General features: G+C 28.5%; 16 protein-coding genes, 7 tRNA genes and 2 pseudogenes. 9 read left to right on the forward strand and 16 right to left on the reverse strand.

What is annotated here, in order from left to right:
- From UDIV_RS04530 to UDIV_RS01940, 7 genes and pseudogenes are all read left to right on the forward strand, one after another.
- Positions 1-275, forward strand: a pseudogene (locus tag UDIV_RS04530) (hypothetical protein); the annotation flags it as partial.
- A gap of 110 nt (positions 276-385) precedes the next feature.
- Positions 386-2,128 (forward strand): threonine--tRNA ligase, encoded by a 1,743-nt coding sequence (gene thrS / locus UDIV_RS01915; protein WP_038102585.1) that lies wholly within the window; start codon positions 386-388, stop codon positions 2,126-2,128.
- Between the two features lie 97 nt (positions 2,129-2,225).
- Positions 2,226-2,387, forward strand: coding sequence for a 50S ribosomal protein L33 (gene rpmG / locus UDIV_RS01920; protein WP_038102588.1), 162 nt, complete (start codon positions 2,226-2,228; stop codon positions 2,385-2,387).
- Positions 2,388-2,401: 14 nt separating this feature from the next.
- Complete coding sequence (locus UDIV_RS01925; protein ID WP_038102592.1) at positions 2,402-3,478, forward strand: aminopeptidase P family protein; 1,077 nt, start codon at positions 2,402-2,404, stop codon at positions 3,476-3,478.
- A 16-nt stretch (positions 3,479-3,494) separates the two neighbouring features.
- A tRNA-Trp gene (locus UDIV_RS01930) sits at positions 3,495-3,571 on the forward strand.
- 107 nt (positions 3,572-3,678) lie between these two features.
- A complete protein-coding gene (cdd, locus tag UDIV_RS01935) occupies positions 3,679-4,074 on the forward strand; it encodes a cytidine deaminase (protein ID WP_038102595.1) in 396 nt (131 codons plus the stop codon).
- A gap of 19 nt (positions 4,075-4,093) precedes the next feature.
- Positions 4,094-5,752, forward strand: a complete 1,659-nt coding sequence (locus tag UDIV_RS01940; protein ID WP_038102597.1) for a phospho-sugar mutase — start codon at positions 4,094-4,096, stop codon at positions 5,750-5,752.
- Between the two features lie 120 nt (positions 5,753-5,872).
- Here UDIV_RS01940 and UDIV_RS01945 read toward each other — a convergent pair whose 3' ends face one another.
- The 3 genes from UDIV_RS01945 to UDIV_RS04730 all read right to left on the reverse strand — a co-directional run bounded on the left by UDIV_RS01945 (position 5,873) and on the right by UDIV_RS04730 (position 12,758).
- Positions 5,873-7,753, reverse strand: a complete 1,881-nt coding sequence (locus UDIV_RS01945; RefSeq protein WP_038102599.1) for a RodZ family helix-turn-helix domain-containing protein — start codon at positions 7,751-7,753, stop codon at positions 5,873-5,875.
- A 322-nt stretch (positions 7,754-8,075) separates the two neighbouring features.
- On the reverse strand, positions 8,076-11,252 hold the full coding sequence (locus tag UDIV_RS01950) for an AAA domain-containing protein (RefSeq protein ID WP_231428080.1): 3,177 nt from the start codon (positions 11,250-11,252) through the stop codon (positions 8,076-8,078).
- 318 nt (positions 11,253-11,570) lie between these two features.
- Complete coding sequence (locus UDIV_RS04730) at positions 11,571-12,758, reverse strand: DUF4011 domain-containing protein (protein ID WP_231428081.1); 1,188 nt, start codon at positions 12,756-12,758, stop codon at positions 11,571-11,573.
- A 433-nt stretch (positions 12,759-13,191) separates the two neighbouring features.
- Here UDIV_RS04730 and UDIV_RS04535 point away from each other — a divergent pair, with 433 nt between their 5' ends.
- Both UDIV_RS04535 and UDIV_RS01960 read left to right on the forward strand, forming a co-directional pair.
- Complete coding sequence (locus UDIV_RS04535) at positions 13,192-14,289, forward strand: restriction endonuclease subunit S (protein WP_038102601.1); 1,098 nt, start codon at positions 13,192-13,194, stop codon at positions 14,287-14,289.
- Positions 14,290-14,450: 161 nt separating this feature from the next.
- Positions 14,451-16,814: a putative immunoglobulin-blocking virulence protein gene (locus UDIV_RS01960; RefSeq protein WP_051749441.1), complete on the forward strand. Its 2,364-nt coding sequence runs from the start codon at positions 14,451-14,453 to the stop codon at positions 16,812-16,814.
- A 231-nt stretch (positions 16,815-17,045) separates the two neighbouring features.
- Here the strand turns inward: UDIV_RS01960 and UDIV_RS01965 are convergent.
- From UDIV_RS01965 to UDIV_RS04285, 13 genes and pseudogenes are all read right to left on the reverse strand, one after another.
- Positions 17,046-17,129 (reverse strand) — tRNA-Leu (locus UDIV_RS01965).
- Between the two features lie 3 nt (positions 17,130-17,132).
- Positions 17,133-17,208: transfer RNA gene (locus UDIV_RS01970), tRNA-Lys, on the reverse strand.
- Positions 17,209-17,259: 51 nt separating this feature from the next.
- A tRNA-Thr gene (locus tag UDIV_RS01975) sits at positions 17,260-17,335 on the reverse strand.
- A 2-nt stretch (positions 17,336-17,337) separates the two neighbouring features.
- A tRNA-Val gene (locus UDIV_RS01980) sits at positions 17,338-17,413 on the reverse strand.
- 38 nt (positions 17,414-17,451) lie between these two features.
- Positions 17,452-17,527: transfer RNA gene (locus UDIV_RS01985), tRNA-Glu, on the reverse strand.
- Positions 17,528-17,532: 5 nt separating this feature from the next.
- A tRNA-Asn gene (locus UDIV_RS01990) sits at positions 17,533-17,607 on the reverse strand.
- Between the two features lie 84 nt (positions 17,608-17,691).
- Positions 17,692-18,654: pseudogene (gene rpsB, locus UDIV_RS01995) on the reverse strand (30S ribosomal protein S2); the annotation flags it as partial.
- A gap of 57 nt (positions 18,655-18,711) precedes the next feature.
- On the reverse strand, positions 18,712-19,404 hold the full coding sequence (cmk, locus tag UDIV_RS02000; protein ID WP_038102604.1) for a (d)CMP kinase: 693 nt from the start codon (positions 19,402-19,404) through the stop codon (positions 18,712-18,714).
- Complete coding sequence (locus UDIV_RS02005) at positions 19,404-19,997, reverse strand: hypothetical protein (protein WP_038102606.1); 594 nt, start codon at positions 19,995-19,997, stop codon at positions 19,404-19,406. The genes cmk and UDIV_RS02005 overlap by 1 nt, the downstream gene beginning before the upstream one ends.
- Positions 19,998-20,005: 8 nt before the next feature.
- Positions 20,006-20,662 (reverse strand): winged helix-turn-helix domain-containing protein, encoded by a 657-nt coding sequence (locus UDIV_RS02010; RefSeq protein WP_081847811.1) that lies wholly within the window; start codon positions 20,660-20,662, stop codon positions 20,006-20,008.
- Between the two features lie 9 nt (positions 20,663-20,671).
- On the reverse strand, positions 20,672-21,325 hold the full coding sequence (locus UDIV_RS02015) for an MPN555 family protein chaperone (RefSeq protein ID WP_038102608.1): 654 nt from the start codon (positions 21,323-21,325) through the stop codon (positions 20,672-20,674).
- 72 nt (positions 21,326-21,397) lie between these two features.
- Entirely contained in the window at positions 21,398-22,234 is an 837-nt protein-coding gene (locus tag UDIV_RS02020; protein ID WP_038102611.1) for an ABC transporter ATP-binding protein, read from the reverse strand.
- A gap of 1 nt (position 22,235) precedes the next feature.
- On the reverse strand, positions 22,236-22,464 hold a 229-nt coding region (locus UDIV_RS04285; protein ID WP_156021866.1), incomplete at its 5' end, for an iron chelate uptake ABC transporter family permease subunit.

Raw genomic sequence — 22,464 nt, forward strand, 5'->3', positions numbered from 1 at the left:
GATATTTAGATATTATTAAAAAACAAACAACAAAACCAATTATAAGCACAGTAATTCAATTATTAACTGGTTTACTTATTGTTGGATTTGGAGTTAGTTATCAAGGATCTGATCAATATCATGGACTTGTTGCTTGAAGTTTACCATTTAGTGTACTAAGTTCAGTAATGATCACTTTAGCTATTGTTTTTAGTTGTATTGCATTTAAAAAATATAAAACTAAAAATCCATATAATGATCAATTAACTAAAGCTCCTTGATTGCTTAATGTTTAAGTTTAATCAAGATTAATTAATAAAGAAGAATCTAAAAACTTTTAACCTTATTTATTAATGAAAAAGCTTATAATTAAAAGATAGTATTGAATTGAGGAAAAAATTATTTTATGTATAAATTCGACAGTACACTAAGCCATAGTGCTGCTCATGTTTTAGCAATGGCATTAGTTAAACTTTATCCCAACATTAGCTTAGCAATTGGTCCAGCAATTGATGAAGGGTTTTATTATGATTTTAATCTAAATGATCCAAACACCTCAATTACAACCAAAGACTTAGCTAGAATTGAAAAAGAAATGAAAAAAATCGTAGATGGAGCTTATGATTTTATTCATGAAGATATTAGTTATGAAGATGCTAAAAAAGCATTTGCTAATAACAAATACAAACTAGAGATCATTGAAAAATATAAAGAACAAGGGTTAACGATTTCACGATGTGCTAATTGGTTTGATTTATGTGGTGGTCCTCATGTAGCTAATACTAAATTAGTGAAAGCTTTTAAACTATTAAATGTAGCAGGAGCTTATTGACATGGAGATGCTAAAAATGATCAGCTAATTCGGATCTATGGATGTGCTTTTTATGAAAAAAGTCATCTTGATGCTTATTTAGCTGAATTAGCTGAACGAAAAGAGCGAGATCATCGAAAAATCGGTAAAGATCTAAATCTATTTACATTTAATCAATTAGCTGGACAAGGGTTACCAATCTGATTAGCTAATGGAACAATTATTAAACAAGAAGTTCAACGTTTCATTAACCAATTAGAGTTTAAATATAACTTTGATACTGTTATTACTCCAATCTTAGGAAGTATTGATTTATATAAAACAAGTGGACACTGAGATCATTATCATGAAAATATGTTCAAACCAATTAAGATTGATAATGAAGAATTAGTACTTCGACCAATGACCTGTCCACACCATACACTTGTGTATGCTAATGAATTACGATCATATCGAAGTTTACCTGTTCGATTAAGTGAACACTCAATCTTACACCGATATGAATCTTCAGGTGGTTTAACTGGTTTTGAACGAGTTCGATCAATGATCTTAGAAGACTGCCATGTCTTCTGTCGAATCGATCAAATCGAACAAGAAGTATTAAATGCTTATGCAATGATTAAAGCTGCTCAAGAAGGATTAGGAATTAAAACTTTTGAAGTTCATTTATCACTTAATGATCCAGATGATAAAGAAAAGTACTTTAATGATCCGCAAATGTGAGAACAATCACAAGCTCAACTTCGTGAAATGTTAAATAAAAATAACATTGAATATAAAGAAATTAAGGGTGAAGCTGCTTTCTATGGTCCAAAGATTGACTTCCAAGCTAAAACAGTACTTAATCGAATCATCACAATTTCAACTATTCAATTAGACTTCTTATTACCAAGAAGATTTGATCTTAAATATATTGATGAACAAAACAACCAAATCACACCAGTGATGATCCATATTGGAATTATTGGTACTTATGAACGATTCTTATCAATCTTATTAGAACAAACAAAAGGGATCTTACCACTTTGATTAGCTCCTGTTCAGGTTGTAATTATTCCAGTTAATGAAAATGCACACGGATCTTATGCTTCTGAACTTCATAGCTTATTACGAGCGAATTTAATTCGTGCTAATTTAGATTTAAGAAATGAACGATTAAGTAAAAAGATTAGAGAAGCTCAAATCCAAAAAGTTCCATATCAAATTGTAGTTGGGGATGAGGAGATCAAAAACAATAAAATGGTTACTTATCGAAAATATGGACAAGAAAACACAACTACAGTTAAATATGAAGAATTCATTGCTTTATTAACTAATCAAATTAAAGATAAGCATTAGACATAGACAAAACATATTAAAATTTTATATAATTTATAGATTATATTAGTATTACTAATCTAGCAGATCAATAAACAATTAGAGCGAGGTGAATATAATGGCAATTAAAAGAGGAATCCGTTTACAATGTAGTGAAAGTAAAAACATTAACTACATTACAACTAAAAATGCTAAAAACAACCCAGACCGTTTATCTTTAAACAAGTTTTGTTCAACTTGTCGTAAAGTAACTGTTCATAACGAAATCAAAAGAAAATAAGATAGGACTTATTTATGAAAAACAATTTCAAACTACAACAAGTACTAAAAGCTATCAATGATCATTCAGATCAAAATGTTGATGGAGTAATTTTATTTTCAACACACAATAGATATTGATTCTTAGAATTTGCAAGTAGTGATGGATTTGTGTTAATTAACAAAGATGGAGAAGCAATCTATCTTGTTGATGCACGTTACTACACTGCAGCTTGTGAACAAGTTAAAAATGCAAAAGTAGTTTTATTAGCAGCATCACAAAATAAAACTACACTTGATTTACTAAAAGAAGCAGCGGATGAATTAAAGATTAACAAAGCTTTAGTTGAAGCTGATTATGTAACCCTTGAAACAGCTTCTTTCTTAAAACGATTTGTAAATGAAATTGTGCCATTTAAATCAGCTAAGTTACGTGAAATCAAAACTGAACAAGAACTTGAATATTTACAAATAGCAGCTGATATTGCTGCAAAAGCATATAATTGAGTTCGTGAACAAAACATCATCGGTTTAACTGAAATTGAAATTTCAAACATGATTTCTAAAAAGATGCTTGATTTAGGGGCTGAAAAGAATTCATTCGATCCAATTATTGCTTCAGGTCCAAACGGGGGAAATCCACACCACCATGCTTCAGATCGTAAGATTGAAGATGGAGATATGGTAACGATTGATATTGGAGCTTTATATAAAGGTTATTGTTCAGATATGACACGATCATTTATTGCTGGAACAAAACCAAATCCACAAATGCAAAAGATTTATGACAAAGTGCTTGAATCTCAAACTGCAGGGATTAATTTAACATCAACTGCAGTTACTGGATATGAAGTAGATCAAATTTGTCGTCAAATTATTGATAGTTCAGAATATAAAGGTTATTTCACACACGGAACTGGTCATGGTGTAGGAATTGAAGTTCATGAACTTCCTAACACAAACGGAGCTAATAAAGAAAAATTACCAGAAAATGCTGTTGTTACTGTTGAACCAGGAATTTATATTCCAAATGTTGGTGGAGTAAGAATCGAAGATACAATTGTTGTTAAGAATGGGCAAGCAATTGTATTAACTAGATTAGCTCCAAAATAGGGACTACCCTATTTCTAAGGGTATAGTTCAATTTGGCAGAACTACAGACTCCAAATCTGTGTGTTAGGGGTTCGAGTCCCTTTACCCTTGCCATTCTATTATTAAATACCACGCGAGTGGTATTTTTTGCTATATTCTATCATTGTGCTAAATGTTATAATTATTAAGAATTATAATAAAAATTATAGTAATTTAAGGATATGGAAATTAAAGAAATTTTTGCTAAATTAAAAGAGTTATTAAATAATAGTTACTGTGTTTATTCTAATTATCCAGTAGGTGCAATTATAGAAACTGATAAAGGGTATTTCAATGGTGTAAATGTTGAAAATGGCTCATTTGGTTTAACTATTTGTGCTGAACGAAATGCAATTGGAGCAGCTATTAGTAATGGAGCTAAAGAAGTTAAAACAGTTTATGTATTAACTAAAGATCTAAATGATACAGGAACACCATGTGGCGCTTGTAGACAAGTTATCTCTGAGTTTGCAAATGAACAAGCACAAGTTTATATCATCAATTATGATGGTAGTTATAAAAGCTATCATATTGACCAATTAATACCTTATAAGTGAAGTGCAAAGAAATCACTTTAATCAAAGAGAAGATATTTTTATGAATCAATTAGCAAAGCTATGATCACAATCAAAAAACTTATCAGATGAACAAAAACAATTAGTTAATAATTTATCTGAAGAACAAATTGATGAGTTATTTAACCCTGAGTTCAAATTTACTTTTGGAACTTCTGGGGTAAGATTACAACGTAATATTGGAACTAAATATTTTAATAAAATTACTTATATGCAACTAATTGTTGGTTTTATTGAATATTTAAACAGTCAAAATAAAACAAATAAAAGAGTTGTCTTTGGAAGGGATAATCGGTTCTTATCAAAAGAAGCGATGCAAATGGCTGCAGAATTATTTTCTGCTGCTGGTTATGAAGTATTAGTTCCAGCTGATTATAAGATGTTATCAACACCAATCATCTCTTATTTAATTCATCACACAATTGCTTGTGGGGGGATTATGTTTACAGCTAGTCATAACCCGAAAGAGTATTGTGGATTTAAAGTTTATGGATCAAATGGTGCACAACCACTTAAAGAAGAGACAGATATTATTAGTGACTATATTCCTAGTTTTGAAAGTATGCTAGATTATAGTTGAGAAGCTAATCAAGAATTAATTAAATTCATTGATGATGAAACTATTAGCAGTTATTTTAAAGTAATAGAAAAAGCTTTAGTTAATACTGATCCTAATCAAACTAAAGAACTAAAAGTTGTTTTCTCCGCTCATCACGGATCTTCATCATATGATATGATTCCATTCTTAAACAGCTTAGGTTATAAGAATGTGATCTCTGTTAGTGAACAGAATCAAGAAGATCCTAACTTCAGTTATGATACAACATCAAACCCAGAAGTTCCAATCTCATTCAAACTTAGTTTAGAGTATGCAGAAAAACACAATGCTAATTTAATGTTAAGTAGTGACCCTGATGGTGATCGCCTTGGAGCAGCTGTTTTTAAAAACAGCGAATGAGTTTATTTAACTGGTAATGAAACAGCTATTATTGCTGCTTATTATTTACTTAAACATAAATCATACGATAAAGCTAAATATGTGATTTCAACATATATTTCAACAAGATATATCGAACTATTTGCTAATGAATTTAATTGCGAAGTTAAATATGTTGATGTTGGTTTTAAAAACCATGGTAATTTAATTGCTCAACTTAAGAAAACTAATAGTTTAGTAATTGGTTTTGAAGAAGCAATTGGTGCTCTTTGAAATGATTTTAATAATGATAAAGACTCATACCAATATGCAGCTTTATTATTAGAAATAGTAAACTATTATCAATCAAATCATAATATGGATTTAATTGATATCTTAGAAAAAGAAATCTTCCCTAAATATGGATATTGATATAATCGAACTATTCAATTTATCATTGATGGGGATAATTGAAAACAAAAAGCTATTAGTATTATGAACAATCTAAAAGACTTTGAATTCAAAGCAATTAGTGATTATCAAATTCATGACATGATCTATCATGAAGTAGGTAATTACTTAGAATGAAAACTTGATGGATTAGGTAGTATTAAATTTAGATTATCAGGAACTGAACCTAAATTTAAAGTTTATATTGAACTTTATAAAGCAACATCAGAAACTGATTTTGACTATAAATCATACTTTAGCTCTAAAGTAGCTGATATCATTGACTTCTTAAAAGATTACACTGGTTTAAATTAATAAATAGATAAAATAAAAAAACTGATCATAATAGTTGAATTAGATTCAATTATCTGATCAGTTTTTATATTGTTTAATTTTTATGTTTAAGTAAGAGAAAAAGGTGGGTAGAAGGTTGGGTTATGATGTGAAGTTGATTCTATTTTTTAATAAGTTATTCTTTTTGGCATCATTCTTTAGTCAAAGGTTATCAATGTAGTTGTTTGCTTGTTTTGGATCGTTAGCATATTCAAAAGCTGGGAATATTTGAAATGTTACCATTCCATCATTATCATTCAATTTCATAGTATAAATTTGTTTATTATCACCTTGAATTGTTACAAAGTAAGTAAAACCATCTACATAATTAGATCTATTTTCTAATAAGAATTCGAATACTTGATTATCAATTTGTGAATAAAGTTTACTTGGCATTTTAAGAGTTATTTCAGGAAGTTTTTTATCTCCTCTTTTAAAACTAACAAATTGAATAACTTTTGCGTCAACATCAATAACTCTATTTGTTAGTTCTTCAGCTAACTTAATTTCTTTACCTGTAGTTGCATCTGATTTATCAAATAAATTAATAGATTTAACTTTGTATTTGCTTATCAATTTAACACCATCAAAGATAACAACAGCTTGATTGTTAGTTACTTCAACTTTTTTAGATTTAACAACCATTTTATCATCGCTACTATCAACAAGTTCTACTTCAACAAACTTCTTATCAGCGTTTTCAAATTTAAATGTTAAACCAAAGTCACCTTTATTTTCAGTAAGTTTAGAAGTAGCATCTAAGCTAGCTGTTACTGGTTTAACATTTTGATCAGCTTGTGGAGCTGGTTGTGGGGCATCTGCTTTACCACTTCCTGACATTTGATCTTTATTACCTTGATCACTAGAATCTGATGATTTAATAGTTATAACTTTTTTAGTTAAATCACCGCTTAATTGAACAGTATCTCCTGATTCAATTTCTTCATTAGGATAAAGTTGTGCATCAGTTATTTTATATTTAACGCCTTCTTCTAATTTATCAAAGCTAACAGTAACTTTACCACCTTCAACTTTTACTTTATTAGAAATTATAGTAGTTTCATCATTTTGGCTATTTTCATTTACTTTAGTTAATTCGATTTCTAAGTATTTTCCATCTGCATTTGATACATTTAATGATAGTTCGTGTTTGCTATCTTTTTTAACTAACATTGCATTATCTTCTAAAGTAATAGATACAGGGTTTTGTGGAGTTGGTGCAGGTGTATTAACTTTTGGAGTTGATGCTTGTTCTGTTGAAAATTCTTTTGAACTTAAAGTTGTACTTAAATCAACACTAATTCCATCACTAGTAGTTTCGTTCTCATAAAGTTTAAGAGCTGATACTTTATATTTATTTCCAGGTTTTAAATTAGTAAAACTAACAGTTACATTGTTAGATTCTACTTTAGCTTTCGCTTTAACTTTAGTTGCTTCTTGTTGGTTATTTACAACTTCAGTTAATTCAACTTCTAAATATTTATTATCTGCATTTGTAACAGATAATGTTAATGAATATTTTGATTCTTCTTTAATTAATTTAGCATCATCAGCTACACTAACCACTGGTTTAGTTTGTTGGTCAGTGCTTCCTTTGTCATCTTTTCCATTAGCTCCAGGTGTTTCACTTTTTCCTGATTGTTCACCTTTATCTACATTTGGATTATCGTCTTGCATCTTTTTATCTTCTGGTTTAGCTTGTGAACCAGGATTAGTGCCTCCTGGACTTGTATTAGTTGAACCAGCTGATGGATTAGTTGTATTATTTCCTGAACCTTGACCACTTGGAGTTGTAGTGTTTCCACTACCTGGGTTTGAAGATTGAGTTCCACCAGATTGAGATGGGTTTTGAGTACCTTGAGAAGGTTTATTTGGTTTTGCCTTTGTTGGTGCACAAGCCGCAACTACTCCTATAACACTAACCCCTGCCATAATCGCACCAACCGCTAGAGTTAGTGCTTTTTTGTTTTTGAATTTACTCATATTTATAAATCCTTTGATAGTAAATTATGTCTAAAATTCCTTTTATCAAAGCTTGGATTTATTTGAAATATGGAGTGATTTTAAAAACTTTTTCTTCTTTTGCAAAAAAAAAAAAAAAGGACTTTTGGGTTAGATGTTCCGGTTTGAATTGAATCCGGAAATTATAATTGCAATTATAAAGTATATGCTTATATTAAGGAATCATTCAATACGATTTCCTGGATTTTGCACAAAACAAACTAAATCAATTAGTTATTCACAGAAAAGAAAAAAGCACAAGCAACACGCTTGTACTTCTCTTTTAATCAAATAGATTTACTATCTAAGAATCTTTTTTCATTTCAAATACATCATGGCTAATTTTATTTATTAAATTGTTTTGAGCCATATTATTTAAGATTTCTAAAATGTATTCTTTATTTTTAAGTTGAGTAACTTGTGATTGTGTTAGATATGATAATTCCTTACAAAAATCATCTAAACTAATTGAGATTTTTGATGTTTTTAACATTTTTAAAAACAAGTCTTCAAGCTCATTAGGGTGTATTTCATTTAATAGACGTTTAGTTTCTTTAGAATTACTTTTCTTGAACTTAAATTCAAAGTCATTATTTATCGGTACATAAAAACCATAAATATCAAAACTTGCAAGTGATCTAATTAATCTTTTTGCTAATTGTTTTATTTCATTATTTATTCTAGGTTCAGATAATAACTTTTTAATAATTTCATTGAACTTATCTTCTTTAATAGGACCAGTTTGAAGTAATAAATTCTTTATTATGTTAACTTTATCACCTTCACGTGATGAGCAAAATAATAATTTATTTTCTTCTATAAATTGTTCAATGTTTAAATAATCTTCAAATAGATCTAAGTAATCATTATCTAGTGAAATCTCATCTGCAAATGAAACTATTTGTTCATCGATTGGAGCAATAATTTTATTATTACTATAAATATCATCTAATTTGCGTAAAATCAAATCAATTTGTTGATTAGGATTTTTAAATCAATCAGTTGATCAGATTCTATGGATGTTTCATCCTCTTGATTCTAATACTTGTTGTCTAAGTCGGTCACGATCTCTTGCTGATTTAGATGAGTGGAATGTAGCACCATCACATTCAATACCTAAAACATATTTATTAGGGTTATTTTTATGTACAATTGCTAAATCAATTCTAAATCCTGAAGTTCCCACTTGGAATTTAACTTCAAGTCCAGCTGCAACTAGTTTTTTGTAAACTTCATGTTCAAATGTTGAATCCATTTGCTTTTGTAATTGTTTAGTATCTTCTAGTACGTTTACTCCATATTCAGCATTTTTTATGAATTTTTCAAGCATTTTAATACCACGCTTGTCACTTCTAAATCAATCTACTTCATTACTTCTAAATGAAGAAATTAATATTAAACCTTTTTTAGCACGTGAAATCGCTACATTTAATCTTTTATATCCAGAATCACTTCTATTAATTGCTCCAAAATTAATACTGATTGACCCATCATTAATTCGTCTATTTTCCATTAAAAAGATTATTATGTCTCGTTCATCCCCTTGAACCTGTTCAATGTTTTTAACAAAGAATGGTTCGTTTTTCTCATCTGTAAAGAAGAATTTTAAATGTGGATTAGTCGAGATAAAGTTATCAACCTCTTTTTCAACTTTTGTTAACATTTCTTGATTGAATACAACAAAACCAATTGAATATTGATCTTGATATTTTTCAATAATTTCTTTTAAAACTCGTTTAGATTCTTTAATCACTTTTTCTTCTTCAGAAATTCTTTCAGAAGAATTAGCATGGATGAATTTCAATCCCTCAAACTCTTTAGGTTGTTTTGAATTAGGGAATGTTACTAAGTCTTTATAAATTTCTTTATTAGATGTATAAATTAGTTCTTCGAATTTTGAACGGTAATGTCACTTTAATTTAATTGAACTTAAACTAGCTTCAGCTAAGTTTAATAATGATTCATAAGTTTCTGAAATATTCTCTTCTGGTTCATCTAATTCTAAAAATGTTTCTTCACTAGTTATTGATTGGAAGAAGTTTGATGGTGGCATTTGTTCTTTATCACCAACTACAATAACTTGATGAGCACGAGCTAGTGAACTAATAGCACTTTCAGGTCTAATTTGTGAAGCCTCATCAAAAATAACAGTATCAAAAGTAAAATCAACATCTTTAAAAAAGTTACTTACAGTTAGTGGAGATAACATTAAGCAAGGTTTAACATTTAAAACTAACTGGTGTGCTTTTTCAAAGAATTTTTTGAACGGAATAATTGCTCTAGTTTTAGCCCCTTCTTTTTTAAGTAAAGCATATTGCGAATTTGCATTTGGAAAAATCAATGATTCTTTTATTCTTTTATCATTTAGTAAAATAATATTTTCTTTAGCTAAGTCTGAACCATTTAAGTCTTTGATTTTGAAGTTATTTACATTTTGGTTTAAGAATATTGAATCTTCATTAGCCATTTCTGATTCAATGATTACTTCACAAAGTTTTCGATAAAACCTTTTTAAATAAATCTTTTCAAAGTTATCTTCAACTAGATTATTTACGATTGCTTGAACAAAAGAACCTTGGTTAAGTTTAGTTAATCTATTTTTAGTATTTAAATAACTTATATATGAATTTATTTCTTCTTTTTCATTAATTAAATTTACTAATTTAGAAGCAAATTTATCAAATGGCATTTTTGTAAGGTTAATTATACTAAGATCAAAAATATCTATTAGATAAGTGATTGCATTAGTAATCTTTGAAACAAATTGTATTAGATTGTTTTGATTATCATTACTATTAGATAAATAGTTAATTAATCTAATGAATAAAGGTTTAATGTTTTCAATATTTTCAACTAGAACTATAAATTTTTGGATGTATTTTTGTACATTTTCAAGATTAAGATCAACATCATTAAGATTGATGTTTAACTCTGAATTTAGTTGTTTGATTGATGCATCAATTTGATGGATTTGAGCAAATACTTTTGCACTATCAACAATGTTTATCTTTTTATCTTTTGAATTAATTAGATTCTTTTTATTAAATAACTTTTTAGAACTTCATCATTTTTTAGAAAAGAATTTAAAAGGATTATTTTTATACTTGTTTAAAATCTCATAAGCTTGTATACAATCTTGTTCTAAAATAGAATCAACATTATTTCAAACATTCTTTTGATCAGCTATTATTTGATTTTTTTGTTCTATTAATTGAAGAATATTTTGTAATATCTCTAAATCATTTTTAACATCATTATCATTATAAAGCGTTATATCTTTAAACTTGTTTAATGTTATAAACTCTGTTATGTAATGTAAGCTTAATGTATTTGAAACAAACTGTGAATTAAACTCACTATCATGATTAATAATATTTAAATTTTTAAGTCTTGATACTAATTCAGCTGAATTAGATCTTAAGAATGAAAGATAAGTGAATAACCTATCTTTTTCTTCAAAAGATAATGAATCTTTAATCAATCCATATCAAGGATGATTTTTAACATTAAAATTAATGTTTTTAAGAGCATTTTCAAAAGCATTTATATAACTTCTTATTTGATCAAATTGTTCAGAATCAATTTCTAGAATATTATTGATATCAAAATAAAGATCTTGAAAGTTTGATAGCTTATAGTATTTACCTAAATACTGATATAAACTTAAATTTTCAGGATCTCTTTTAGTTAATAATGATTTTTTATATTTTTCTAAAATTGATTTACTTCTTTCATAACTATTAATAAAATCAAAATAAAGTTCATTGTTTAATTCATAAAGTTTTGATTCATCAATTGTTTAAAGAATTTCATTTAGAATTTGTTTTTTATTAACTTTAGAATCATGAATTGGAATGGCATATTTATCAATACCGATTTTACGCAAGTTATTAAAAACAACTTGAAGAGCTGCATTTTTCTCAGCTACAAAAAGTACTTTTTTGTTTCTTGAAATAAGTTCAGAGATAATATTAGTAATTGTTTGTGATTTACCAGTTCCAGGTGGTCCTTGTAAAATAAAGCTTTTATTATCAATTGCATTCTGAATTGCTATTTCTTGTGATGAATCAGCATCTAAGATTTTAAATTGATCTTTAATGGTGATTTTCTCATTTATATTTTGTTCATTAATAGCACTAATATCATTTTTAGGATCAAAAGTATCACTTACCATTCTAGTAAAGAATGGACTGTTGATGATTTTGTCTATATTTTGTTCAATATCTTTATAAATATGAATATTACTAAAGTCAAATGTTGATAAATAAATATCTTTAATAACTGTTCATCTTTTATCACTTATTTGACTTAAGATTTTGTTGCAATATTCTTGAAATTTATTATCTGATAAATCATTATTATCAATATATTCAAAATCAGCCTTAAAATCATTTTTCATTCTACGAGCTAATGATTCATTAAAGATAAATCCATTTTCAAGTTTACGAATAATTTTTCAATTATTTGAACTATCTTTTTTGATTTCAACAGGATAAAACAATAAAGGAGCATATATAGGAAGATTTGAATCTAATGATTCATATCACTTTAAAATACCAAAGGTCAAATAAGCTATATCAATTGAGTACTCTTCTTTAAATGTTCTTGCATTTTTCTCTATTTTCTTAATAACATCTAAAAATACAGAATCACCAAATTCAGAGTAAATAGTATTAGATTTTAAACTACCTTGTTTTAAAATATCATCAATATTGTGTGAATATAAAACATCATTTCCATATTGATTTAATGTATATTTATGAACAGTTTCATAATTACCAAATTGAAATGTTTCTTTTTGCGAATTCTCAATAGTATTTCAAAAATCATCAAAACCAGGATGAATAATTTTAAGTTTTGATGGTAATGATTTAGTTAAATGGGTTTTAATGTTTAAGGCTTTGTTTTTTAGAGTTAAATCAAGCAGCATGCTTTTTCAATTATTGATATTTGCTCTTAATAACTTTTCTTTATTGTTATCGATCATTTTTAATCCTTAGGTAATGAATCAAATTTTGAATTATTAATAATTAGTTATTATTCAACTTTTCAATTATAACAATTATTGAAATTTGAATAGTTAACAGGATATAAAGATAGTTAATTTTTAATAAATTAACAATCATTAATATAAGAATTTTGTCATAATTGATTAATTTATAGATAATAAAAATTAATTGATACTAAAAGATGCTTAAGTAAATATTGTTTGTGTGTGGATTATTTGATAATAATTTTTGGGTTTGTGTAAATGGTATGGTAGTAAATTATCTAATCTATTAATAAATTTATTAATATAGTAGATTAACTATCATTAATTATTAATTGGTAAAATATAACAATATGATTGTTGGTTTTTTAGGGTGGGGTTATGAATAAGAAAGTTATTTTAAGAGAGAGAGAGAGAGAGAGACCGTGAGTTAAGGTTTAAGGGGTTTGAGAAAAAATATGAAAAATCTTTAATAAAAGACGCTTGTTCTATAACCACTGGAAAAAGTAATACACAAGATCAAGTCGATGATGGAGAATATCCATTCTTTATAAGATCAGATACTCCTGTTAGAAGCAACCGATATTTATTTGATGAAGAAGCAGTTATTACTATAGGTGATGGAAACATAGGTAAGGTTTTTCATTACATTAAAGGGAAATTTGATTTACACCAACGATGCTACAAAATGAGCAATTTTAATAATGTATCAGCAATATACTTTTATTATGTTTTCTCAAAAAATTTCTATGAAAGAGCGATGACAATGACCGCAAAGGCTACAGTCGATTCTGTACGATTAGAAATGATTTCAGATATGGAAATGATGTTACCTAGTTCTATTAAAGAACAACAAAAAATTGGAGAATTTTTCAAGAACCTTGATCAATTAATTAAATCTAATCAAAACAAACTAGATAAGCTTAAAGATATTAAGAATGGTTTATTAGACAGGATGCTTCCTAGATTAGGAAATGATATTCCTGAATTAAGGTTTAGTGGTTATTCAAAGAATTGAAATTTAAAAAAATTAAATGATATTTTAAACATTTTCTCAGGAGAATTTGTTCATTCTAAATATCAAAACGACATTTATGATTTTCCTGTTTATAATGGAGCTTGTACTTATACAGGATTTTATAAGTATTTTAATCAAAATGGTTGTAAAATCGTTATGAGTTCTAGAGGTATAAATGCTGGATTTGTAATTTTAGAGAATAACAAATTTTGAGCAGGAAATTCTGCCTTTTCAATGAATGTAAATAGTGGACACATCACATTTTTTGTATATTTTTATTTGAAAAGTAAATATACAGAAATACAAGAACTCATCAATAATTCTGCTATCCCTGCCATATTACTTAATGATATACTTAGATTTCAGATCTATATACCATCAAAAGAAGAACAGCAAAAAATTGCCAACTTTTTGACCCAACTAGACAACTTAATCTCACTTCAATCTAAAAAAGTTCAAAAACTAAAAGATATTAAAAACGGATGTTTAAATAAGATGTTTGTTAACTAAACTTAATATTTACTTCATATTTTCATATAAAAATGATATATTTATTAATTATGTATAAGTATATAATACTTATTGATATAAAAATATGTCTATTTTTAAATATTTATAATAAAATATAGAACCACAATAAATAATATACGAGCTAATAATTAAGGAGACTTATGAAACTAGCGACTAAAATTGTAATCGGTATATCTGTAGCAACTAGTATTGCTGCTACATCTATTGCTTTAGGTGTTGCGTTTGGTTCAAAAGGACTAGATGACAATATTACTGCTAAAACTGTTATCTACAAAACAGAGAATTCAGAAGGAAAGCCTATTGAGAAACAAGAAGCAATTCCTGAAAAAATTGAACCTAAAAAAACACCTACTCCTGCACAACCTGAAGTTATAGAACCAGACAAGCAAGAAGAGATTAAAAAAGAACCAGAACCAAAGCCAGATGTTCAAGAAGCTCCTGAAGCCGCTCCCGAACCTGTTCCTCAACCAGAACCTGAACCTAAAGAACCAAAGCGAACCGATCGGCCTGATGAACCAGAAGATCCTATTGAACCATTTAAACTTCCTAATCAAGAATATAGAGAAGTAGAAGTTAATGGTGTTAAGGTAAGAGTACAAGTTCAACCACAACCAAAAAGACAAATATTCCAATCAGATGTTGATCATCGTCTGTTAAATGATGATCCATACATCTCTGAACTTGTTCCAGATGTTTTATCAGTTGAAGTAACTGATGAATTTAGAAAAAAGAGCTTTGAGCACACAACTAAATCATTAAAATACATTACTGGTCAAGACCATACTGGTTTTTCAAATGATTTTAAGATGCATGATGTTAAGGAATTAACAGAATTATTGAATCAACAATATGAGAGTATTTGAAGAGATCGTTTTTATAAATTCTCTCGTTTATTTGATAATGGTGACGCAGTTCGTCCATTTTTAACTGAAGAAGGACAAAGACTTTATCCAGAATGAACAATTAAAGCTTTTAAAGAAAAACTAGAAAAAACTGTTCCTAACCGTCGACATTATGATAGTGATGCATCGTATGAAGAACGTAAGAGAAAATGGATTAGAGATTTAGATCAAAATGCTAAGAATTTAAGATATGCTAAATTATTTGCTTATTTAGATACTACTAAATTTAAGAAATATACAGCTAATGCTGAAGAGCAACTTAAAAAAGGTCTTATCCCTGATGATACAAATGTTTATATTAATGCTGACGGTTCAATTGACTCGCACGCTTATTCTCCATTGCCTGGTTATAACAAAGTAACTACTAGAATGGAACGAGATAATAAAGATCGTAGAGCGTACGGATATCCAAGTTGAAGAATTTTAAGTCCAGATGAAATTCAAAAAGGTGAGTATCCAGGATGAACTTCAAAAGATGTTACTAATTCTGATGAGTTTAAAAAGTATACAGAAAATGCAAAAGGCGGTATCACAATCAAGGAAATGAAACGTGACGAACCAAGTAGTGATCCTAAGCATCTTAACTTTGGTTATACTGTTACATTTGATTTCAGTAATGATGAAGCATACAATCAAGCTGCACAATTAATCCAACAACTTCAAAAAGATGGTAAGAAAATCACTTCATACCGTTTTATGAATGTTGGTAAAAAGAATGCTAATCAACGAATGCTTGATATTTTAAAAGCATTACCTGATGAAATGCCACAAGTTCATATTTTCTTTGAAAGTCAAAATACATCAGGACTTAATGGGTTAAAAAATAAAAAAATTAAGGAATTAGCTCTTTATACATCAACTAATCCATTATTAGAAGAATGATCAATAAACCCGTTAGTACTTAAAGGCGTTAGATGAGTGAATGATGTGGATTACAATGTGTCTGCTGACTTCTCAAGAAATGTTCGTAAAATATCACGTGTAGTATTTAATTCTATTTCTTTTGATGAAGAAGATATCGATCATTCTAAAACTGAATATAAGGACAAAATGCTTGAAATCAACCGTGGTCTTAGAATGGCATACTGAACGCGTAATAATGAAAAGATTTTCCAAGGTTCATTCGGTCCAGGTCTTAAACCAGATCATAACGAAGGCGGAAGTAGTTACCCTACAGGTTTAGATTTAACAAGAACTAATTTAAAAAGTCTTTGAGGTTTCTATTTCGCTGATGCTAAAAAACCACAAAATGGAAAGCGTAAACTTTTACGATTAGTACTTAAAAACACTTCTAGCGATTTCAGTATTGATGTTGAAGAATTAAACAATGCTCAATTTGATGTATTAGATATGAGTTCGCCTGAACCAGCTAAGATCAAATTCTCAAACGGTGCTGCCACAACACATATCCGTATCACTAATAACAAGAATTTAAAACTTGATAATAATGGTATCTTTAATCTAGGTGTTCTAAAACAAGCTGGAAAAGATAACTTTGGCACTAAACCAATTAAAATTGATAATGGACAAAATGAACTTAAAAACCAATTAATAAGTTATGGACACAGTATTGAAGAAGGTGCAAGTTTAGATATTACTTAATAATCTATCTATCTATCTATCTATCTATAAATTAAAACAACCAGTTAGCTAATAAAGCCAACTGGTTTTTTGTTGTTAAGATTCATATAATGCCAACGCTACATTAACTTGCTAATAAGAATATATTGTTCTTACTATTCATCAAACAACTGATCATCTATTCAATCAATCCCCTTTTATAACAAAATAAAAACTACCCAATTACTTGAGTAGTTTGATGAAATATATAAATGGTGCACTCGAAGAGACTTGAACTCTTATGCGATTAAGCACTAGATCCTAAGTCTAGCGTGTCTACCATTCCACCACGAGTGCAAATGGTGCTCTGTGAGGGGCTCGAACCCACGACCCACTGATTAAGAGTCAGTTGCTCTACCGACTGAGCTAACAAAGCAGAAAGCCCCACCTACCTTCAATCAGATAGATAGGACTTGATTAATTTAACTGGTGCCGACTATAGGAATTGAACCCACAACCTACTGATTACAAGTCAGTTGCTCTACCTATTGAGCTAAGTCGGCGATGGTGGAGTGTGAGGGGCTCGAACCCCCGACCTATTGCTTGTAAGGCAATTGCTCTCCCAACTGAGCTAACACTCCAAGGACTCTATAAAAGATATAGAGTTAAGAATAATTAATGGTGACCCGTACGGGAATCAAACCCGTGAATGCATGCGTGAAAGGCATGTGTGTTGATCGCTTCACCAACGGGCCATAAATGGCGGCTACAGCAGGGATTGAACCTGCGACCAACCGGTTAACAGCCGGTTGCTCTACCGCTGAGCTATGTAGCCATATTAAGGACAAACCCTTAAAAAAACACTATATAATTATACATTTTTGAAAGTAGTTTGTCAATAAATAAATTATTTTTTATCGTTTTTTTGAGAACGGTAATTGTTGTAACGTTGATTGTTATTGTTGTTACGGTTTTGTCTTCAACTTCTTGTTTCTGGTAAAACAATTTCTTCATCAGACTTACCAACAATCTTAGTTGGTTCATTACGTAATTCAGCAACAGCATCTGTTAATACACCAAGAATTAAAGTTACTGACTTAATTGAGTGGTTATTAACTGGGATAATGTAATCGATTAAATCTGGATCAGCATTTGTATTAGCTAATGAGATTACTGGAATGTTAAGTTTACGAGCTTCTTTGATGGCATTTAAATCATTAATTGGATCAACAACAACGATTAAGTCAGGAAGTTGACGCATGTTTTTAATTCCACCATAGAATTTTTCTAATTTAGCAGTTTGTTTTTGAATTTCTAATTGTTCTTTTTTAGAATATTTATTAATTTCTTCAGAATTAATTAATGCTAAATTATCATTGAATTTCTTTAAAGAATTAGCAATGATATTGAAGTTAGTTAAAGTTCCACCTAATCAACGTTGAGTTACATAGAATGAATTTGATCTAGTTGCTTCATTTTTAACAAGATCTTTAATCATCTTTCCACGTGTTCCAACGTACATAATTGTTCCTTCGTTCTTGATTACTTCTTGAACAAATTTGTAAGCACGATCTAAGAAAACAATTGTTTTTAGAATGTCAATAACATGGTTGTTAGAACGTTTTGCGTGGATATATGGAGCCATTTTAGGACTTCATTTTTTAGGATTTAATCCAATGTGTGCTCCTGATTCAGTTAATTTCACAATTGAAACTAACGCTTTTAAGTTTTTAATAGTTGAATTAGCATTGACTTTTAACTGAATAGCATCAGCCGGTGTAGTAGGTTTTGTTGGTTCTACTTTAGCACTTGCAGAAGCTGTAGTTTCTTCTTTTTTAGCAACTACTTCTTCTGATTCAACTTTTTTAGTCAAATTTTCCATTAAGGATTCACCTTTCGTTTATTTTCTAAGTTTATATTATACCAATTTTTAGATATTTTATTTATTAGAAAGTAAATCAAGGTAATATTTATGCATTACATCAACGCACTGTTCAACATTCATTCCATCATTATAAATAATTAGTGCATCAGTTGCTGGTTTAAGAGGGGCAATTGCTCTGGTTTTATCAGCATTATCTCGTTCTAAAATCTCATTATAAATTTTCTCATAATCAGATTCTATTCCCAGTTCTTGGTTTTGTTTAAATCTTCTATTAGCTCTTATTTCTACACTTGTTTCTAAATAAAATTTAACAAAGGCATCAACTAGAACAACAGTTCCAATATCTCTTCCATCCATTACAACACTAAATTGTTCAGCAATTTTTCGTTGTTGAGCTGTAGCAAAATCACGAATCAACACATTCTGAGCAATTTTACTAGCTAAAAGAGCAGTACTATCTAAACGGATCTCAAGTGATAAATCAATTGTTTGATTATTGACTTCAACAAACACATCATCCCCATTAAAAGTAAACTTAGTAGCTTTTAGTAAATCAACACAAAAAGCAAAATCAATATTTTGTTGATCGATTTGTTTGATTACAAATAAAAAGTAAGCATAAGCTCGATACATTGCTCCAGTATTTACATACAAAAACCCAAGTCTTTGTGCTAATACTTTTGAAGCACTACTTTTTCCAGACCCACTCGGTCCATCAACTGCAATACTAATTGTTTTAGAATCCATTATAAAACCCCTGATGCTATTAAAATAATGAAAATAAGAAGTAATAAAGCAATAGTACTAATAGCAACTATAAAAAACCATACATTAAAACTAAAATGCTTTTTATTAGTAGTTGTTTTAAATGTTAATTGATGAAATTGATTAAGTTGAATCGGTACTAATTCTTCTTTAGTTTCTAAAGTTTGTTTATTATTAAGCTTTGATTGTTCTAATTTATTTTTAGTAACTAATTCCATCTTATTTAAATAATCAACTAAATCTTGATCTGATTGATCAACTAAAAGATCTGGTATATGGTTTAGTTTTTGAAAATTAGTTAATAAAGCATTGATTTGAGCTAAATCATAACTACTTGTAACTTGTTCTATTACTAACATTGCATTATCATAGTGTTTAGTTCTTTCAACCACAGGGTTGAAATACTGATTAGTTTCTTTAAAACTACTAAGATCAAGATTTTTAATATTAGCTATTTTTCCAACTAATGATTCGTGGTTGTTTTTAATTAAATCATAGTAGAGATAAAATTGGTTCATCTCTTTGATTGATAAGTAATAGTTATTATAAATTTTAGTTCGTAAGAATTTAGCCATAAACAATCCTAGATTAATTTTGAAACACTAGTGTATTTAAAATAATGATCATTAATTTGTGTAATAATAATTAAACATAGTTCATTATTAGAGTTGTATAAATAATTAACAATTAATGGTGAATTAATTTTAAATTTATCAAAAGATAATAAACCTTCAAAAGTTTTAAATAGATCATAACTAATTGTTGTTTTGACATTAAAAAAGTCATCATTTCCAGACATAATGATTAATTTACTGATATTAATGTTTTTAGGATCAAAATTAGATACATCAATTGGAATCGTACTTAAAAAACAAGAACGAGCAATTGTTTTGTTTCTAATTAATAAACTAAATGAAGTAGCATGTTTAAATAAGATATCACAATAACTATAGTTTATCTCTTTAGTGTTTACAGTTGCATTAGTACTAATAGGATATAAGTTAGCAAAAGTTTGATTGATGTATGAATCAATCATTGTTTTGACATAAAAACCACTACCCTTAATGGTATGTAAAATATCTAAATCCTTAAGGGTTTCATAAGCATTGTGGACAGTGATTCTACCACAATCAAAGTTATTAGCTAATTTGTTTTCACTTGGGATTAGTGCATCAAGTGGATAAACACCCATTGCTATTTTTAAGATGATATAACGAACAATGTACGATTTATTAGTCACAAGTTAGTATTAACTTTCCTTTTTAGCTTTTTCATCTGGAAGTTCAACTTCTTGCATCTTTTTGTCTAATTCCATTTGTTCAGCCATTTTTTTACGGATGTTTTCTTCAAGTTTAGTTAAGTCACGATCAAAACGTTCAATAATGAAAGCTGTTGTTTTTTCATCTAATAAAGTTCTTCGTGCAGCTTCTCATTGATCTTTATTCTTTTTGAAATCATGAATTGATTGGTTTGTTTCAGTGTAGTATTGTTCAAGAATTTGTTCTAGTTCTTGATCTGTTACTTCAATACTAAATTCTTTTTGTAAATCTAAGAAAATTAATCCCTTAGCAATGATTTTATTAGCAATATCAGTTGCTTTTTCTTTTGAATCAACACCAAAAGCTTGCATAATTCTTGGAATTAAATCTTCAACATCTTCTTGGTTGATATCAATTTCATAAAAATCAGCTAAATGATCCATTGCTTTGTTAAATAAGTTTTCACGCACAATGATGTTGTGTAATTGTTGTGCTCGTTCAGCTTCACTTTGTTTTGCAAAAATAGTATCGACACGGTTTCGGTGCATTTCTAATGCTTTAGGATCTACATATAGTCCTTCAAGCTCGATTGTGTATTTTCAATCGACTTCTTTTTTTGCTTTAATTGTACTTTTAAAATTCATAGTTTTATCTTTGTAACCTTAATCTTCTATTATCTATTATTATAAACAAAAATCGATAAATAAAAAAGGGAATTATAGATAACTTTTAACCCCAATCTTATAAACAATTTTAGGATCAATATCTTCCATTATTTCTGCTTCAATTCCATAAACATCTTTTAATAATTGTTTACTAATTAATTGATCAGCAGTTCCAGAAGCAAAGATTGCTCCATCTTTTAGAAAATATAAATAATCACTATATTGGATTGCTTGGTTTAAATCATGTAAGATAGCAATAATTGTTTTATTTGCTTTTAGTTGTAATTGTTTTAATGATTCTAATAGTTCATATTGGTTTTTAATATCTAAATAAGTTGTTGGTTCATCTAATAAAATAATAGGTGTATCTTGAACCATACAAAGAGCTAAAAGAACTTTTTGACGTTGACCCCCAGATAGATCGTGCATAAACTTTTCTTTAAGTTCAGTTAATTGCATTTGTTCTACAACTTTATTAATAATAGCTTTATCTTCGCTTGATAAAATGCCTGATATCCCTAAATAAGGGTTTCGTCCAAAAGTAATAAAATCAATCACTCTAGTTCCTTGAGGAACATCAATGTTTTGGGGAATATATGATATTAAACGAGCAAGTTTTTTATTTGATAATTGTTTAATATCATGACCCATAATATTAATTGTTGCTTTATTGTTTTTAATTAATTTAACAATTGATTTAGCAGTTGTTGATTTACCACATCCATTTGGTCCAAGAATGGTAGTAAAGCTTTGTTTTTTGATATTGAAATTTAAATCATCTAATACTAAATTACTATTTTTGTTGTATCTAAAACTTAAATTACTAACTTCGATTGCATTCTCAGTTACTTGCTCATTAATATGTTCATTAACATTTGAAACATTCATATTATTTACCTCTAATAATTAGATACATGAAATAAGGAACAATGATTGTTGTTGATAAAAAACCAACAGGGACATTAGTGTTTAAATTAGATGATATAAATAAAGCAAAACTAACTAAGATTGCTCCAATTAAGAAAGCTCCAAATAAAGCAACAGCGGTTCGGTTACCAAACAATAACCGAGCCACACTAGCTCCAATTACTCCTAATAAAGCAACATAACCTACTAAG

Origin of the sequence: Ureaplasma diversum NCTC 246 (assembly GCF_000731915.1) — a bacterium.
Taxonomy (GTDB): domain Bacteria; phylum Bacillota_I; class Bacilli_A; order Mycoplasmatales; family Mycoplasmoidaceae; genus Ureaplasma; species Ureaplasma diversum.